Origin of the sequence: Parabacteroides sp. PM6-13, assembly GCF_029892605.1 — a bacterium.
Taxonomy (GTDB): domain Bacteria; phylum Bacteroidota; class Bacteroidia; order Bacteroidales; family Tannerellaceae; genus QVMG01.
On sequence record NZ_JARXWF010000019.1, the window covers coordinates 1 to 17,865 of the forward strand.

The 17,865-nt window shown below is 45.8% G+C and carries 16 protein-coding genes; 13 read left to right on the plus strand and 3 right to left on the minus strand.

What is annotated here, in order from left to right:
• The coding region (locus M2134_RS14530) for a BF3164 family lipoprotein (RefSeq protein WP_280758211.1) at nt 1-702 on the plus strand (702 nt) is incomplete at its 5' end.
• Between the two features lie 59 nt (nt 703-761).
• Here the strand turns inward: M2134_RS14530 and M2134_RS14535 are convergent.
• Nucleotides 762-1,775 (minus strand): hypothetical protein, encoded by a 1,014-nt coding sequence (locus M2134_RS14535; protein ID WP_280751862.1) that lies wholly within the window; start codon nt 1,773-1,775, stop codon nt 762-764.
• A gap of 250 nt (nt 1,776-2,025) precedes the next feature.
• Between M2134_RS14535 and M2134_RS14540 the strand changes: the two genes are divergently transcribed.
• The 12 genes from M2134_RS14540 to M2134_RS14595 all read left to right on the plus strand — a co-directional run bounded on the left by M2134_RS14540 (nt 2,026) and on the right by M2134_RS14595 (nt 17,047).
• Nucleotides 2,026-2,247 carry an NVEALA domain-containing protein gene (locus M2134_RS14540; protein WP_280751863.1) on the plus strand — a complete coding sequence of 74 codons (222 nt, stop codon included), beginning with the start codon at nt 2,026-2,028 and terminating at the stop codon, nt 2,245-2,247.
• A 13-nt stretch (nt 2,248-2,260) separates the two neighbouring features.
• Nucleotides 2,261-3,130 carry a DUF1573 domain-containing protein gene (locus tag M2134_RS14545; RefSeq protein ID WP_280751864.1) on the plus strand — a complete coding sequence of 290 codons (870 nt, stop codon included), beginning with the start codon at nt 2,261-2,263 and terminating at the stop codon, nt 3,128-3,130.
• Between the two features lie 598 nt (nt 3,131-3,728).
• A complete protein-coding gene (locus M2134_RS14550; RefSeq protein ID WP_280751865.1) occupies nt 3,729-3,998 on the plus strand; it encodes an NVEALA domain-containing protein in 270 nt (89 codons plus the stop codon).
• Nucleotides 3,999-4,078: 80 nt separating this feature from the next.
• Nucleotides 4,079-5,107 (plus strand): BF3164 family lipoprotein, encoded by a 1,029-nt coding sequence (locus M2134_RS14555; protein ID WP_280751866.1) that lies wholly within the window; start codon nt 4,079-4,081, stop codon nt 5,105-5,107.
• Between the two features lie 144 nt (nt 5,108-5,251).
• Complete coding sequence (locus tag M2134_RS14560; protein WP_280751867.1) at nt 5,252-5,602, plus strand: hypothetical protein; 351 nt, start codon at nt 5,252-5,254, stop codon at nt 5,600-5,602.
• A gap of 70 nt (nt 5,603-5,672) precedes the next feature.
• On the plus strand, nt 5,673-6,752 hold the full coding sequence (locus M2134_RS14565) for a 6-bladed beta-propeller (protein WP_280751868.1): 1,080 nt from the start codon (nt 5,673-5,675) through the stop codon (nt 6,750-6,752).
• An 84-nt stretch (nt 6,753-6,836) separates the two neighbouring features.
• Nucleotides 6,837-8,711 carry a hypothetical protein gene (locus M2134_RS14570; protein WP_280751869.1) on the plus strand — a complete coding sequence of 625 codons (1,875 nt, stop codon included), beginning with the start codon at nt 6,837-6,839 and terminating at the stop codon, nt 8,709-8,711.
• Nucleotides 8,712-8,719: 8 nt separating this feature from the next.
• Nucleotides 8,720-9,607: a signal peptidase I gene (gene lepB, locus M2134_RS14575; RefSeq protein ID WP_280751870.1), complete on the plus strand. Its 888-nt coding sequence runs from the start codon at nt 8,720-8,722 to the stop codon at nt 9,605-9,607.
• A 65-nt stretch (nt 9,608-9,672) separates the two neighbouring features.
• The gene (locus M2134_RS14580; protein WP_280751871.1) at nt 9,673-11,550 is read left to right on the plus strand and encodes an O-antigen ligase family protein; all 1,878 of its coding nucleotides are present in this window, start codon (nt 9,673-9,675) and stop codon (nt 11,548-11,550) included.
• Nucleotides 11,551-11,709: 159 nt separating this feature from the next.
• On the plus strand, nt 11,710-13,341 hold the full coding sequence (locus tag M2134_RS14585) for an AraC family transcriptional regulator (protein ID WP_280751872.1): 1,632 nt from the start codon (nt 11,710-11,712) through the stop codon (nt 13,339-13,341).
• A gap of 273 nt (nt 13,342-13,614) precedes the next feature.
• On the plus strand, nt 13,615-16,509 hold the full coding sequence (locus M2134_RS14590; RefSeq protein ID WP_280751873.1) for a glycosyl hydrolase: 2,895 nt from the start codon (nt 13,615-13,617) through the stop codon (nt 16,507-16,509).
• Between the two features lie 4 nt (nt 16,510-16,513).
• A complete protein-coding gene (locus tag M2134_RS14595) occupies nt 16,514-17,047 on the plus strand; it encodes a hypothetical protein (protein ID WP_280751874.1) in 534 nt (177 codons plus the stop codon).
• Here the strand turns inward: M2134_RS14595 and M2134_RS14600 are convergent.
• Nucleotides 17,024-17,398 (minus strand): hypothetical protein, encoded by a 375-nt coding sequence (locus M2134_RS14600; RefSeq protein ID WP_280751875.1) that lies wholly within the window; start codon nt 17,396-17,398, stop codon nt 17,024-17,026. The two genes, M2134_RS14595 and M2134_RS14600, sit on opposite strands and share 24 nt — an antisense overlap.
• Nucleotides 17,399-17,404: 6 nt before the next feature.
• A complete protein-coding gene (locus M2134_RS14605; protein ID WP_280758212.1) occupies nt 17,405-17,848 on the minus strand; it encodes a pseudouridylate synthase in 444 nt (147 codons plus the stop codon).
• Nucleotides 17,849-17,865 lie beyond the last annotated feature (17 nt).

Here is a 17,865-nt window from a genome sequence, read left to right on the forward strand (position 1 = left end):
ATGGAGATCACCCGCTGGCGGATCGATGCCACCGAAGGCATAGCCCATCGGGAGGAGGCGATCGCCATCGATAAAGCACTGATCCGCACCCTCGACTTTCTGCCGATGGAAACGGGCTTTTATATTCCCGACTATACCGGCGAACACCGTTTCCACCGGATCGACCGGACAGGAGCCTACCAGGCCTCTTACGGCACGATCCCTGCGCACGACCCCTACACCGCCCTGGCACGGCCCGCCCTGGCACAAGGGTGGCGCAGCTTTATGGGCTACCACCCGCAAGGGCTGGTGGTCATGGCGACCCAGCTGGGCGAGGTGATCGAGATCTATTCCGCCACCGGGGAGACACAAGCCATCATCAAAGGTAAGCAGGGTGATCCGCAGATACATATCAGCGGGGGACGCGCCATTCCGCAGGGTATTATGGGCTTTAGCGACTTGCAGGTGACCGACCAGCATATCTATGCCTCCTTCAGCGGCATCACCTTCGACGAGAAGATGGCCGCCTACCAACGCGAGGAAGAGCCCGAAAGCGGTTGCCGCAGGATCTATGTCTTCGACCTGACGGGACGCCCTTTGCGCAAATACACCCTCGACCACCCCATCGAAGGCTTCCATGTCGACGAAGCCCGGGGCCTCCTCACCGCCACCGATGTCAACAGCGACGACCCCATCATTCAGTTTCACCTGCCAGGGTTGTAATCGAAGGCGCAAAGGAAAGGGGGGGAAGGACTATATTCTCTTCTATTGTAACGAAAAAATTAAGGAATGATAAGTACGTATCCCTTTCGTTGGTAATTTTTCACTTTTAGGCCGGTAGACTTCAATCGATTATTTAAAACAAGCACAGCTTGAGTTCGTTTATTTTTACTAAGAGGCAGTTCTTCTCCCCACAATAACTCATTTATCTCCTGTGTGCTTAAGAAATAATCAGGCGCCTGAAGAAAATGAGATAAAAAAAGATTCATTTGTTTAGTCAGAGTTGTTTTCTGGGAATTACAATAAAGTATGCCTTTATTCGTGTCGTATAGAATGGTTTCAGTCACTTTGATAGGTGATTCCTCTTTGTCGGTTTCGTCTTTTTTCGGCAGGGGGAGGACTTGTTGTCTTTCTATTTCCACCTTTTTATTCTTTCGTAATGAAAGAATAAAGAAAAGACAAAAAACCAAATAGAAGATAAATAAGGAAATAAAAATCCATGGAGAACGTTCCGGCAAATACTTGTTAGTCGGTAGATAAAACCCCTGAACACTTATTTCTCCATTTAACCCCAACAAGAGTATATCCGTGGCATTACCTTTTTCATAAATGGGATCATTGGGTTTACTATCGGTTATTGTCTCCGTTTTCCGGTCGGTATAACGTATGCCGGTTTTTATACCGGATTTGTCCGGATTTAAAGATGCGTAAAAAAGAGAATCCAACGATTGGGGATTTATAAAGTTCCCTTTGGCATATAAAATGGTTTGAAATGCATCTAACTGCCTTTCTGCAAAAACCAATGTGTTTGCCACTGACGATTTATCAATGTAAATCGTATCTTCAGAAAGAATCAACGTTTTTTCTGATTTTTCTCCAGGTTTGGAGTATAAGACATAAGGCTCACCCGCTGCGACCAATCTTTTCTCTATATCCGCTACGACCACAGCCGCCAGTTTTTGTTGAAAAGAAGATCTGTATAGTTGTCTTTCCTTTTTATATAGGTAATATATTCCCAATAGGAACAAAACGGTCGTAATGAAAAATAAAATGTACCTGAAGTCTTTACTATGCATAATAAACTTTGTTTTCTTTCCGCAAAGGTACAAAAACAATCAATTTCCTCCCCGATCATATCTTTTTTTCTCTTTTGCGGAATGGGAGGATGCTTATATTGATTGTTAATTTGTCTTAATCTTTTCCCGTAAAGATTAGATTAGGGTTAGATTAGGGTTAGGTAGCCCAAAACCTCATCGGTGAGCATTTTTTCTATTGCAAATTTCCCGCTTGGTATCTATATTTGTCCCTAATTAAATCAAATAAATTATGAATAAAAAAGTCATGTTACTGCTAGCTGTCTGTTTCCTTTTTTCTTTGTTTTATTTTTATCAAAAACAAAATAAAAAGGAAAGTGATCTTTTTTTGTCGAATGTAGAAGCCCTTGCCCAAGGAGAAGAGATGATCCATGTTATTTGTTATGGCAGAGGAACAATTGACTGTAGGGGGGAGAAGTATGAGATAAAAATTGAGAATTACAGATTAAAGTAATCCATCCCTCCTGATGAAAAGATATTTTTTTATTCTACCCTTTCTCCTTCTCTTTCTCTCCTGCCAGGAATCGGACAAGCAGCGGATCACCCGCCTGGTGTCCGAATGGCAGGGGAAAGAGATCCTTTTTCCCGATGAAATGGCGTTTTTTCGCTTTGCGACCGACCGGGTGGAGTGGGATATTCCCGAAGCGGACTATAAGGTGTTGATCTATGTGGATTCGTTAGATTGCACCAGTTGTAAACTGCAATTAGTAAAATGGAAAGAGTTGATGGCACAGGTGGATTCTATTACAGAGGGAAATGTGCCTTTTCTCTTTTTCTTTCAGTCTTCGGATCAGAAGGAGATTCGCTATCTTTTGAAAAAGGATAACTTTGATTATCCGGTTTGTATGGATCGTGAAGACCAAATGAATAAACTCAACGGCTTCCCGTCTGATATCACCTTCCAGACGTTTCTATTGGATAGCGACAATAGGGTGGTGACCATCGGCAACCCGGTCCATAACCTGGCGGTAAAAGATCTTTACCTAAAGCAGATCACAGGCACTGGCACCCCCTCTACAACGAAGCAACCGATCCGTACCACCGCCGAGGCGGAGCAAACAAAAATCAACCTGGGATCTTTTGCGAAGAGCGAAAGCAAGACGGCGGTCTTTACCCTCCGGAATACCGGAGAGAAGCCATTGGTGATCATGGATACGGCCACCACCTGTGGATGTGCCTCAGCCAGTTTTGATCGACACCCGGCACAACCCGGAGAGACATTGCAGGTAAAGGTGGTTTATACCCCCAAGGATACGGGCTTCTTTAGCGAAACCATTACCGTTAAGTGTAATACGGAGAAATGGATAAAGCTAACGATAAGTGGAGAAGTGTTTTAACGCAAAAGAAACTTGGTGCGCCTTAGAGCTACTTGGTGGTAAAAAACTCGTTGTAGCATTATTCACCACTAAGTAACGCAAAGGCGCACAAAGAAGAAAAGAGACCGGAAGAACGTTAATGCAAAAGAAACTTAGTGTGACTTAGAGATACTTCGCGGTAAAAAAACTCTTTGTAGTATTATTCACCACGAAGTAACACAAAGGCACACAAAGTATAGAGTGAATAAATTAAAGTATAATTAGAGGACAGGTAAAAAAGAGAGGGAGATTGCTCTACAGTTTGACATCTTAACAGCAATCCCCCACAACCTGCCCTTTTAATAAGAAAGGAGGTCGCTCATTATGAGCAAAGATAGTGAAAGCAGAACACAGAACCAAGCTTGCTTGAGTTATGTTGAGGCGCATCCTATCTTATGAAAAGATACTTAGAAATGCTGAAAGGACAAAAGTCAGGCGTCCTATATACAAACCTTGTCCACTTTCTAATAAGTGAGTAAGGCATGTGTTTACGACGTAACCCATAATCCGCAGAAGGAAAGTAGGTGAGATTGTGGATAAGGATTAAATAAAATTAATTAACATCTTAATAATTAAGATTATGAAAAAGAAAATAATTGGATTTGTAATGGTTGCATCAATTGCGGTTGCTGCAGGGTGGAATGTGTATCAGAGCGAGAATAAAGTCGCTTTGTCGGAACTTGGACTAGCTAATGTGGAGGCGTTGGCAGGAGGAGAAGGGGGTGAAAGTTATAGATGGGACTGTTGGAGCCAACTGAAAGAAGGTTATGGAGTCTATCGGTGTGGGGTACCGTGTGTATGGGAAGAAAATCGTGCGGGTGATACGGGAAAAAGTAAATGTTATAGCTAATAAATATTATTTTTACAATAGCGAGAGTCAGAAATTCCATGTAGAATATACTCTCGCTATTTAATACAAATCAAAATAATATGAAAAAAAATATCATAGTCACACTCATATTCTTAAGTATAGTTTCTTGTAACAAAAGGGATACGCAATATTTTTCGAAAAAGGTTATCCAAATTGATAAGTTTGAAAAAGAAATAAATCTTGTTGCTGAAGAGTTCCTGAGTGAGGAATATGCTCAATCCAGCATTGTAGCCTTGAAGAACTATTTTGTTATAATCTCCACACTAAAAGAGAACTATTTTTACATATATGATTATGATGAAAATTTCTTAGGTTCATTTGGAACGAAAGGACAAGGGCCTAACGAGCTCATTAATTGCGTGGTGGCAAAAGTCGATTTTGCTCAAAATCGTTTATGGATCAATGATGTTTCAAAAATGCGATTATGTGAAATTGACATTCAGAAATCATTAGAAGCACAACAATGTTACTTCAACAAACTGGTAAAGAATGTGTCTCATTCTCTTAATTGTTTTTTGATAAATGACAGCTTGCTGATTTCAGAACGTTTGGTTTCTGATAATTTCGAATTATTATGGATTAATCCTCAAGCTGACAGAATCAACAAGCAAGAAATTCTGTACACCCCCTCCGTGGAAAATCCTATGGAATACTATAGAAGCAAATGGTGCATTAAGCCAGATGGCACCCAAATGATTGCTACCATGTTCTCCATTAACGAAGTCAATTTTTTAAATTTGACAAACAACGAGCGACTATCTTTTGCTATTTTAGGGCATATTCCCCAGCTATCAAACATTGTCGATATTTATGAATCAGAGCTTCCTTTTTGGGTTTACTATGTAGACGTCACTGCAACAAATAGCTATATCTATGCACTTTTTCAAAACCAATCGTATGATGAAATTTTCACGGTAAAAAAAGAAAGTGAAATACATGTGTTTGATTGGAACAAAAAAGCACTAATCAGATATATTGTCCCCGAATATCTGTCTTCAATATCGATTAATGAAGAGCAAAATTTATTATACGGTCTATCGCGTTATGATGAAAAAATATATACATATAAACTTTTAGATGACCAATAAGTGATTATCTCTTTTTGGACTCTTGAGCAAAAGATGAGAAATATAATATTAATCATATTCATTTTGTGTGACTTGTGCGCCTGCCAGCAACCCTCTACGCCCTTAAAATTTGCTTTAAATGCTTCCGGCTCCAACCACCCCGAGTTGGAAAAAGTATTAACCCATTACTCTGCTTCCCCTTCCGATAGCCTCAAGCTGCGGGCTGCGGTTTTTTTGATCGAGAATATGCCCTATTACTTCAGCTATAGCGGGGAGGAGCTGGAGAAGATCAAAGAGGCAATGCGGTGGATGAAAAAGGATAATGAACATATACCCGACAGCATTATCCAGGCAGCAAACGATTTCTCTACCCAAAGCCTCCGCAAAGTATATGATGCCCAGGTGATCACGGCGGACTACCTGATCCGCCATATCGACCAATGCTTTCGAATAACAATTGTTAGTAGTACTGAACACTTATGTACTTCAGGAGGCAAATTTAATTGTGACCTATAATTAAAAAGGATTAACATACACCATGGTCTCAAAATGTTTTAAACATTTTGAGACCATTATCCAAATCATTATGAAACATCTAGCTGTATTAATTTCAATGTGTATTCTTTGTGTATCATGTGTAAAAAAAGAGAAGAAAGAACAAATCAATGTTCCATTAGACACCAAAGTGATAAAAGTTGATTTAGCGAATGAGTATAAGGGAGTGAAGTTTCCGAAGACAAATAACTTTATGAGAGTTTTGCGTTTGGAAGACAATGATGAACACCCAATTGGTCAAGTAAGTAAAGTAATTGCAGATAATAAAAAAATTTATTTGTTAGACAAACTAAAAGCAAATGCATTATTTGTCTACAGCCAAGAGGGCTTACTGCTTCATGTGATCGACAAAAAAGGACAAGGACCCGGAGAATTTTCCCGTCCTGATGATTTTGATGTAGAGAAAAAAACCGGAAATATTATTATTATGGATGCAAGTCAAAAGAAATTCATCGTTTATTCTCCTAAAGGTGAATTCATTCGGGAATTCAAGTACGACTTCTTTGCTTCTAAATTTTCTTTGAATCAAGAGACTCATATTCTTGCAGATAACGGTAACATACCATCCCCGGACAGCGATTTTCTTTTAAAAGAAATGGATATTAATGGTAATTATTTGAAGAGCTTTTTTCCTTCAGATCCTTCAACTTTGGGAATGTCTTTTGAAACACGATACCCATTGCAACAATTTGGCGATTATATGTTCTTTCTTCCGACATTAAGTAATAGTATTTACGCCCTAAAAGGAGAAGAATCCTCCTTAGCTTACCAAATAGATTTTGGAAATGCCTGGCCTTCCAAAGAATTCTGTGAAAGTGTACAAAACATACATCCACTGAAAATGAGAGAATCAATGTTAGAGAAGGGGTATGTTTGCTTTCTGAATTTCCTCCAAACCAAAGATGTTCTACAACTTGACTTTCACAAAGACAAGAATTATTCTTTTTATTATAATAAAGAAACAGGAAAATCTATTTTGATAAGTATGGATGACGATAGCATCTCGCTTCCACTGGGTACTTATGATGACAAGTTTATAACAGTGAAATATAACGAAAATACCGGGGCAGTAACGGTAATCTTTTATACGGTAAATTTTGATCTGATATAAAAATCATTCAATATATCTCATCGCTAATAATATAACAATACCATATCGAAAAAAAGACCTTTTGGTGATGGAATCCAAAGCAATATGAAACAATTCATGAAACAGCATTTCCTCATTGTATTTCTTCTTCTGATCTCCTGCCAGCGTTCCCCTTTCCCCTTGGAGTATGCCCTCCAATCCGCCGGTTCCAACCGCCCTGAACTGGAGAAGGTGTTGGCTCATTACTCTGCCAACGAAGCGGATTCTCTGAAATACAAAGCGGCAGTTTTTCTGATCGAAAATATGCCCTGGCATTATAGTTATGGAGGGGAATGTGTGGAAGAATACCGGCGTCAGATAGACCGACTCCACCCTGATTTACCTTTAGAGATACGACTGGTTCTCTACTCCTTACCGGGCAACTATATCCCTTTCAATTGTGAATTGGAAGGGATTCGGGATATCGAAGTTATTACTGCCGACTTTCTGATCCATACTATCGAACAATCCTTTGCCCAATGGGAAAACCGCTATTGGTTGCGTGATCTTTCTTTTGAAGATTTCTGTGAATATATATTGCCTTATCGGGTGGAAAATGAACCCCTGATGCATTGGAAAGACTCTCTGCCGGAAAGACATAAAATGGAATTAGCCGACGTGGCAGATCATTTTGCGAATGTGCAGAAAGATGCTTATGGCATCTATAAATTCCTGAAAGACTGCCTGACTGAGGAAATGTTGGAAACCTATATTTTCCGAAAGTTTGAACTTCCCAACGGCGAAGAATTTGAATTCGATTGCATGGCCGCCGTATTGGCAGAGACCTTTTTCTGGCGAATGTGTGGCATACCTGCTGCTAAGGATGTGCTTCCTGCTTACGGCCATACGCATAACGGACACAGCGAGATTTCCATCATTGATCCCCGAAGTACCCATGGATCGATTCCCGGCGAAATCCATCTGTATGCACCCAAAGTTTTCCGGCGGACGTTTGCTGCCGATCGATCCAAATATTCTCTCCCGAAGAATCATCCCTATATCCACCATCCGTTGTATAAAGATGTTACTTCCAAACACACCCGGACAGCCGATCTTTCTTTTTCCGTCAATGCCCGGAAAGAGAAGGTGAAACACCTGTATTTAGCTGTTTTCGATCGTGGATGGAAGCCTGTGGCCGTCACAGAGGTAAAAAGGGGCAAGGCGCATTTTGAGGATATGGGAGTGGGGATCGTCTATATCCCGTTCTATTACAACGACAATCAGCAGGTGTTTATCTCGAACCCCTTTTATTTGCGTGCCAATGGGGATTGTGTTTACTTCGACCCTGACAAGGAAAATACACAACAGGTAGAATTGACAAGAAAATGCAAATTGGATAATTATAAGATATGGTGGAGCAAACTGTTCGTGAACGGGCGTTTCGAGGCTTCCGGAAACCGGGCATTCAGCGATTCGGTCATACTTCACACGGTTGAGAAGCGTACCTACTGTGATAAGGTGACTATTGAGACGGATCCGGATCGGCCGTTCCGTTATTATCGCTTTATCAATAATGGGTGGCCCGCCGATCTGGCAGAGATTCATTTTTATGACGCGGACGAAAAGGAGATCCGGGGGGAGGTCATAGGAGATACAGTTACTTTATCGAATGAAAACCTGTCGGACATAAACGACAATGACATGCTTTCGTTTGCCGCCGTTGAGTCGTGGGTCGGGTTTGACTTTGGACGGGAGGTCTCGGTTAGCCGAATCGACTACCTGCCGAGGAATGATACGAATGGGATTTATCCGGGTATGGTATATGAATTATTGTATTTTGATCAGCATGACTGGTCATCCCTTGGAAGAAAGACGGCAACGGATTATTCGATTCGCTTCGATGATGTGCCGAAGGGTGCTTTGTTGTGGTTGCGTAACCTCTCGGAAGGAAAAGAGGAACGGATATTTACTTATGAGAATGGGAAACAGTATTGGTATTAAATAAAACAATGAAAACACTCAAACCCATCCTTCGCAAAGCAGCGCATATCCTGGTTGACGTGGTCTTCTGGTTGATGATGGCGGGGCTTGGCTGGCTCTTTTTGCAGGTGTTTGTGTTTACCTCGTTTAAAATACCGAGCGATTCGATGGAGCCGGCATTGGAGGCGGGGGATAATGTGTTGGTATGGAAAGGAATTCCCGGGGCACGGTTGTTTAATATCTTCGAGACACTTAAAGAGGAGCAGGTGGAGATCTACCGCCTGCCGGGCATACGACGGATACGGCATAACGATGTGGTGGTGTTTAACTTTCCGCATCCCAACCACTGGGGGAAGGTGGAGATGCATATTATGAAATATTATATCAAGCGCTGCATTGGGCTGCCGGGTGATACGATCGCGATCCGCAACGGCTTCTACCTACTCAATGGCGAAGCCGGAAAGGTGGGCAACGAGATGTCGCAAGCGCGTATCTCCCGAACAGTCGAGGCGGATTATGCTCCCGGTGTGTATCATGCTTTTCCGTTTGATTCGGTGATGGGATGGAATATACGCGACTTTGGGCCGCTCTATATCCCGCGGAAGGGCGACCGGATCACGATGGACCGGACCCATTATCTGCTCTACCACAAACTGATTGCCTGGGAGCAGAAGGGGGAGGTTGCCTACCGGGACTCCACCGTCTTCCTGAATAATAGCCCGCTCGAGAGTTATACGTTCCAAAAGAACTATTATTTTATGGCAGGCGATAAGGGGGAGAACTCGCAGGATTCGCGCTACTGGGGACTATTGCCCGAAGAATATATAGTAGGCAAGGCCTGGATCATCTGGAAAGCCAAAGATCCGTATACGGGGAAGATGAGGTGGAAGAGAACGCTTAGAATAATTGATAATTGATAATTGATAATTGATATTTCCCGACTGCCTGAGGAGGGGGTGGTGGAGAGCGAAGGCGTAAAGCAATGAATAATAAAGAAAAAATAAAAGATCTCTGTGTCTCGGTGCCTATGCGTTCGATATGTTTTCATATCGTCTTTGCTGTCTGTGCGGCATTGATTCTCTTGGGTGTATTCCGGACGGATGCGACGATGGTGAATGGGATGGTGATGGGGAAGGTGGGCTGGTTTCATCAGACCATACCTCTCTTGGCGGGCTGCGTGGCGCTTTCATTGCTGTTTCCCAAAAGGGCGGTGTTCGATCCGCATGCCGCGGATATATGTCTATGGCTGGTAGGCAGTGTTTTTCTACTCACCTATCGCTGGATTTGGAATCCCGAGCCGGAGAAAATTTTCTTTGTCATACAAGTATTGCTGTTATGGTTTCTTCTTCGTTATATCCTGCAATGCTACCCCCGCCTGGCGCCGGTCTTTATACTCTTGTTGATGGCGACCGCCCTCGGTGAGGCCTTGATCGGCATGCGGCAGTTATATGGGTATGCCTCCTCCGCCCACGCGATGTTCCGCCTGACCGGCACCTTCTATAACCCGGGACCCTATTCCGGCTATCTGGCAACACTATTCCCTGTCTGCATAGGGGTAGTATTGGCTACAAAGGATTTCAAATCCATGTTGAGAATCATCCATTACTTTGCCTGGGTTTGCGTGGTCGCGATCGTGGTGGTACTGCCCGCGGGCATGAGCCGTTCGGCTTGGATCGCGGCGGCAGTGTCGGGCGCCTGGGTGTGGTGGCGGTATACCATCGGATGGGGAAGAACAAAAGCGATATGGCAAAAGTATAGTCGTTGGCGATATGCCGTTCTTGCCGGGATATTACTCTTGTGTGTCGCCGGGGGCGTCGGTCTCTATTCGCTGAAAAAAGAGTCGGCCGACGGCAGACTACTGATGTGGAAAATCACGGCGCGCACCATTGTGGAATCGCCGCTGATCGGCCACGCCCTGGGAGGTTTCCCGGCGGCTTATGCCGAGGCACAGGCGGCCTATTTTGCATCGGGCAAGGCAACCGATCAGGAGAAACGGGTAGCCGGATGCCCGGAATATGCCTTTAACGAATACCTGCAGATTGCTTCCGAATCGGGGCTACCGACATTGATCGCCTTCCTGGGGTGGATGGGATTCTCTGTCTATGCCGGCATCAGGAACCGCCGGTATGGTGTGGTGGGTGGCATGATGGCGTTAGGCATCTTTGCTTTCTCCTCCTATCCGCTTCAACTGCCCTCGTTTTGGATCGTATTGGTGTTTCTCTCGGCCTTGACGCAGGTGCCGGGGAGTAGGAGGTTGGAGACAGAGTCGTGGGATAGCGATGAAGAAGAGGATGTGCCCGGTAGTATCAATATGGTAAATAAATTTTTCTTTTTCACGATATTAGCCACCTCCTGTATGCTCTATTGGCACCAAAGGGAGGCGGGTGATACCTACCGCCAGTGGAGTAACGTGCGGATGTTCTACCAGACGAAAGCCTACGAGGCGGCTCTTCCGGGGTATAAAGCGTTGTATCAGCAACTAAAACACAAACCGGAGTTCCTGTTTGAATATGGGCAATGCCTGCATAAAACCAACGATTATATCGAGGCGAACTGGATGTTTAAACTGGCGACCCGCTTGAGCGCGGATCCCATGATTCATTATATGAAGGCAAAGAACAAACAGGCACAACAGAAATACGAAGAGGCGGAAGCGATCTATCTGCATGCCCTGGATATCTTGCCGGATCGGATCTATCCCTATTACCTCTTGGTCAAGTTGTATAATGAACCCTGGTTTCTGCAACCGGAGAAACGGCAGGCTGCCGCCGACTCGGTTCTCCTGAAAGAACCGAAGGTGATGACAACCGCGATTCGGGAGATGCGGGAGGAGGTGGAAGAAATGATGAATGATGAATGATGAATCGAAGATCGCTTAGCCGAAGGCGTAAAGCAATTGGAGCGAAGCGGGATTTTGACAAAATGATAGTTGAGCATTTTCAAAAAACAGTGTGTAAAATATGCTTATCTGTATCCCAAAACGAAATCGCCACTAAATAAAAAAGGCTATATTTGAAGCATGAATACATCCGACAAACATAAAGGGTTGGTTTTCCTGCTGGCTATTTTTATGACGGTAGGGGTTTACGCTGCCGGCAATCTTTCCCCGAAAGACTCCTTGCGTATCGACAGTATAGCAGAAGACGCCTATAAGACAGGGCTTACTTTTTATAAATCGGGGGTTTATTACCAGGCACTCGACAACTACCTGTTGGCACTCTCCCTACAAAAAGAATTAAACAACCCAGGCGCCATTTTCAAGATCTACGAGGATATCTGCAACGCCTATTTCTATATAAACGACTATCCGATGATGAGGCAATATGCTTCGGAGGCGGTTGAGTACGCACAAGAAACAAATTTGATCTTCCCGGAAGCCGGGTTCTCTCTCCATGTAGCCGACGCCAGCAAAAAAACAAATGACAGCCTGGCAGCGGAAACGGCTTACGACCATGCCTACGCTCTCTTTCAACAGATAGGCGACACCATGCGGATGGCGACGGTTCTCAATAACAAAGCGGGACTCTACGGCATCGATTCCCCGAAGAAACTGGCCTCTTTCCGGGAGGCTGCCACCCTGTTAGAGACACCTCCTATCGACATAAAAAAACAGAGTACCCTCTATCATATCTATACCAACATAGGAGACTGGTATCAAAACCAAGGTGACTATCAAGAGGCTAATCGTTCTTTTCAAAAAGCCATCGAGACGGTGCAAGCCATCAATAGTCCACGGACTGCCATATTCCTATATAGCCATCTGGCAGAGAACTACCTAAAACAAGGCGACTACAGCCGAGCCAAACAACTGGCACTACAAACCACCACGCTGATCGACAAACACATTGGTCCGAACCATACGTTTGATGTCGCCCTGAAGGTATTGGGAAAGGTCTATGAGGCCGAGGGAAACTACCTGGCAGCATACAATGCATTGCAGAAATGGAGCGCTGTCAACGATTCGCTACAAAAACGCAACCGCCAGGCGGAGATAAAGAAAATCGAACAACGCTATGAATACGAGAGCTACCGGCAAGAGAAGGTAAACGAGCAAAACCTCGAGTTGGAGCGCAAAAAAGCCTCTATCACCAACCTGCGCATCATCCTGGCTGGGCTGACAATCGCCTGTATACTGCTTGTCATTATCGGTTCGCAGATATATCTCTATTCGCGTAAGCTCAAAGCCAAAAACCGCGAACTCTATCTGCAAATAAAGCATCAGGACATGCTCACCTCCAAGGTAGAGGAAAAGGAACTGACCATCCTGGCTTCTCAACCCGAAAGCGAAAGTAGCAAAAGCACCCAATTGTATCTCTCCCTAAAAGAGCTGATGGAGAGTGAACGGCTTTACACACAAGCGGATATCAACCGTAAAAAGATTGCCACCCTATTGGGTACCAATGAGAAATACCTCTACGATGCCGTGAAGGAGAATACCGACTGTTCTTTTGGGGAATATATCAATCGGCTCCGCATCAGGCATGCCCGCCGGTTATTGACAAACGAAGAGAGCCTGACGATCGACGATATCGCTACCGATTCGGGATTCGGTTCAAAAGCTACCTTCTACCGCAACTTCCGCGAACAATACAAACTCTCTCCCACGGAGTACCGAAAACTCGCCATGGAAGAGAGAATGCAGAGGAACTAATTTTCTCTTTAAGGACTTTAATGACTTTAAGGTCTCTAAGGACTTTAAAGACTCTAAGGTCATTTAGGACTTTAAAGACTTTAAGGACCTTAAAGACCTTGCCCCTGCCTTAAAAGCCAAGCCCTCGCCAATAATAAAGACAAAATCAGCCCTCCCCAAAAAAGGTTTTTACGTGTAAAATCGTTCATTCTCCTGTAAATACGTATAGTCAGGGCAAAGCGGTTGATAAAAAAACTATTTTTGTAGAACCCTAATAATACAACATAGAACAACATGAAAAGACTTTTGAAAAAGGCAATAGGCCTTACGCTTTCCGCATTTTGCATCTTAGGTATGGCTTTGTTTATGCTGCAATGCACGGCGGCACCCGCCAATCAGGCTAAAGAGACGGGAGAGATCCGATGGCCGGAGATCACCCAAGAGACGAAACCTTGGACCCGCTGGTGGTGGCAGGGTAGCGCGGTCAGCGAAAAGGGGTTGACCTATATGCTCGACACCTATCAGAAAGCCGGCTTGGGTGGTGTCGAGATCACTCCGATATACGGCGTACGTGGTGCCGAAGCGCAAGATATTCCTTATCTATCTCCGGAGTGGATGGAGAAATTCACCTACACCCTGCAAGAGGCGAAAAGACTGGATCTGGGTGTCGACCTGGCCAACGCGCCGGGCTGGCCTTTTGGTGGTCCGTGGGTCGACCGGGAGATCGAATCGAAATACATGGCTTCCCAAACATACGAAGTGAAGGGAGGCAGCCAGTGGAAGCAGGCGATACAATACCAACAGGAGCCAATCCTCCGCGTACAGGGACGAGTGCGGCCATCGATTGACGAGATCAAAAAGCCGGTAACCGCCAATGAAAACCTGCAGGAATATGCTTTCGACCAGGTGCGCTATCCCGAAGAATTGCCCCTCATCCTGGTGACTGCCAATAAGAAGGGCGACAACGGCTATACCGAAACCATCGACCTCACTGATCAGGTGAAAGAGGGCGTGCTCACATGGGAGGCTCCGGCTGGCGACTGGGTGGTATGCGCCCTGTTCCAGGGCTATCACGGTAAAATGGTAGAACGGGCTGCTCCCGGAGGAGAAGGACATGTGATCGACCATTTCTCGGCGGAAGCGCTTCATAAATACATGGAGCCATTCGAAAAGGCTTTCCAGGGACATGACCTCAGCTACCTCCGCTATTTTTTCAATGACTCATACGAAGTCGATGACGCGGTAGGCGAATCCAACTGGACACCTAAATTCCTGGAGGAGTTCGAACAACTGAACGGCTACGACCTGCGTCAATTCATCCCTGCCCTATTAGGGAAAGACAATGAAGAGACAAACAACCGGGTGATGTATGACTACCGCGCAACCATCAGTGAGTTATTGCTCGAACGATATACCAAAGAGTGGCAAAAATGGGCTGCCCGACAAGGGAAAGGCATCCGCAACCAGGCGCATGGTTCACCGGCCAACGTACTCGATCTGTACGCCGCAAGCGATGTGCCGGAGATCGAGGGTGGCAACATCGTCGACCTGAAGTCGGCTCCTTCCGCGGCGCATGTCACCGGGAAAAACCTTATATCCTGCGAATCGGTCACCTGGCTGAATGAGCATTTCCAGTCGACCCTGGGCGATATGAAATGGGCGATCGACAAATTCTTCCTGGCGGGAGTCAACCATATCTTCTACCACGGAACACCCTATACACCCCAAGAGGCACCATGGCCGGGCTGGCTCTTCTATGCAGCCGTAGACCTGACGCCCAACAACAGCATATGGGATGATTTCGGCACGTTGAACGAATATGTTGCCCGGGCACAGAGCTTCCTGCAAGCCGGCAAACCGTCGAACGATATCCTGTTGTACTTCTCCATCGCCGATCTTTGGTCGGAAAGAGGACGGTCAACGCTTCAGCACTTCCATTCCGGACGTTTCTTCAATGAGGTGTCGCTCAAAGCATGTGGCGACTTCCTAACAGAAAACGGCTATTCCTGGGATGCCATCACCGACAAGCAGCTTCAGAACACGACAGCCGACCGGGCCGGAATCCATACCGGAGGTAATACCTACAAAACCATCCTGATACCCGAAACGCATTACATCCCGCTCGAAACATTCGAGAAGCTGACGGAACTCGCCAAAAATGGTGCGACCATCCTCTTCTATAAAGGCCTTCCTTCGGAGGTACCGGGGCTTGCCAACCTGGAAGAGAAGCAGAAGAAACTGCAGGAAGGCATAGCGACTATCGCTTTCCAAAACAAGCATAATATCTCTTCCGCCTCTTTCGGGAAGGGAAAGATCATGGCTTCGGATCATATTGCCGATCTGGTCAAAAGCGCTGGTGTGGCTCCCGAAAGCATGTATGCCTCAGGTCTTATGTGCATCCGACGCTTGAAAGAGGATGGCAATTTCTATTATTATGTCATCAATCCGACCGAAAATGAATACGAAGGATGGATCGCGCTCAACGCCGACTATGCCTCAGCAGCGCTCTATAACCTGATGCGGGGAACAGACGGGTATGCCCAAACCCGACAGAAGGATGGAAAAACGGAATTTTATCTCCGACTACAGCCCGGCGAATCGTTTGTCGTGGAGACCTATCGGAATAAACTCGCCGGTGACCTCTATCTTTTCTATCAACCGGCAGGCGAAGCGATTGCGCTGACCGGCAACTGGACAGTTGAATTCGTAAAAGGAGGCCCGACACTTCCTGCCAAGAAAACAGTGGAAACCCTGGGCTCATGGACTGAATACGGAGCGGAATACGCTGCCTTCTCGGGTACGGCCACCTACTCCACTACCCTTCCGGCATTGGAGGCTACATGCGACGCCTGGCTGTTGGACCTGGGGGATGTAGACGAAAGTGTTGCCATCTACCTCAACGACAACCATATCGCCACCCTTATCAGAGCGCCGTTCCAAATCGAGATCCCGGCAGAGCTATTGAAGGGAGATGATAAATTAAGCGTAAAGGTATCCAACCTAATGGCGAACCGGATTGCCGATATGGACAAAAAGGGCATCGAATGGCGTATATTCTATAACACGAATTTCAACGCCCGCCTAAGAGAGAACACAGGAGCGGACGGCAAATTCACCGCCAAAAACTGGGCACCGAAAAGCTCCGGGCTCCTCGGTCCTGTAACCATAACACCACAAACAAAGCCATAAGATCATGGACTTCCGTTCCAGGCTTTCACAGCGGATAGGGATGAACGATATCGTCGATATCGTTCATCTGACGCATGACAGCGAGCAGAAAAAAGAAGAATTATACCAGCTTCTGTATGATGCAAATGACACAGTAGCCTATCAGGCCGCCTGGGTCTTTTCGCATGTTAGTCCGGAAGATAACGCATGGCTGTTTCCCCGACAAAATGAACTGATCGATGAAGTGCTTGTCTGTACGCATCCGGGCAAACGAAGGCTCTTCCTGCTTCTGTTATTCAAGCAGCCTCTTGCCCATCCGCCCCGCATCGATTTCTTGGATTTTTGCCTGGAGCGTATGATCTCCAAGGATGAGCTTCCAGGCGTGCAATCGCTTTGCATGAAGCTCGCCTACGAACTATGCCGTCAGATACCCGAACTGCTCGGTGAGCTTCGTTCGATGCTCGACATCATGGAACCGGATATACTGCTGCCCTCTATGCGCACGGTGCGCAGAAATGTCCTGAAGGCGATGAAATCAGGGAAGGGGCTGAATAAGTAAATTAAACTGCGCGCACTTTTGTTCGTTGGCGGAGAAGAGAGCTGTTACTTTGTATTCATTCTCTTCCTGTGGCAGTATCTGTATGGAGAGCTCCACATCGGGTGTAGCTACCGGGTCGATCACCTGGTGGTAGCGAACGCGCACAATCTTGCGGATAAACAGATTGCCACCGAGGGTTTCGCTCGCCAGCTCTTTGATTATTTGAATCATGCAGACACCCGGCGTGATGGGGTTTCCGGGAAAATGATCCGCGTAGATCGGATGCTCAGCATTCAGATGGATACGGTATCTTGTTTCTTCCGCGAGGGAAGTCTTTTCTGTGATCTGGAAAAAGGTATGAAGTAGTTGCATGGTTGTTTATTCTTGTGAGACGATGGTGGTCATGGCGATCTTCATATCTCCGGAGGCAATCGGTTCGCCGGCCGATGTCACGTCGATATGGATCAGGAGCGTAGAAAAGATCTCGCTGACGATGGTTACCGAGGTGGTCAGTGTCTCGCCTACCGCCGGACAGCGCTCGATCGATACGTTTTTGATCTCGCCGATAAAGCCGAGTTTCACTTCGCCCTTTTGAACATATTTATCTATATAGCCATTGCGGGCAGCAGCCGTTTGTGCCATGTGTTCGAGGATGCCGGCTTCGAGAAAGCGGCCGTTGTCGATGAAAATATTATCTTCCCGGATAGATAGGGTCGAAAGGGTGACCTCTTCGTCGCACCGGATCAGGCGATCGACCATCACGAACCGCCCCTTTTGTGGCAACAGCTCACGTGCATCTATATTTAATTCTTCATTCTTCATTGCTCTGCGCCTTCGGC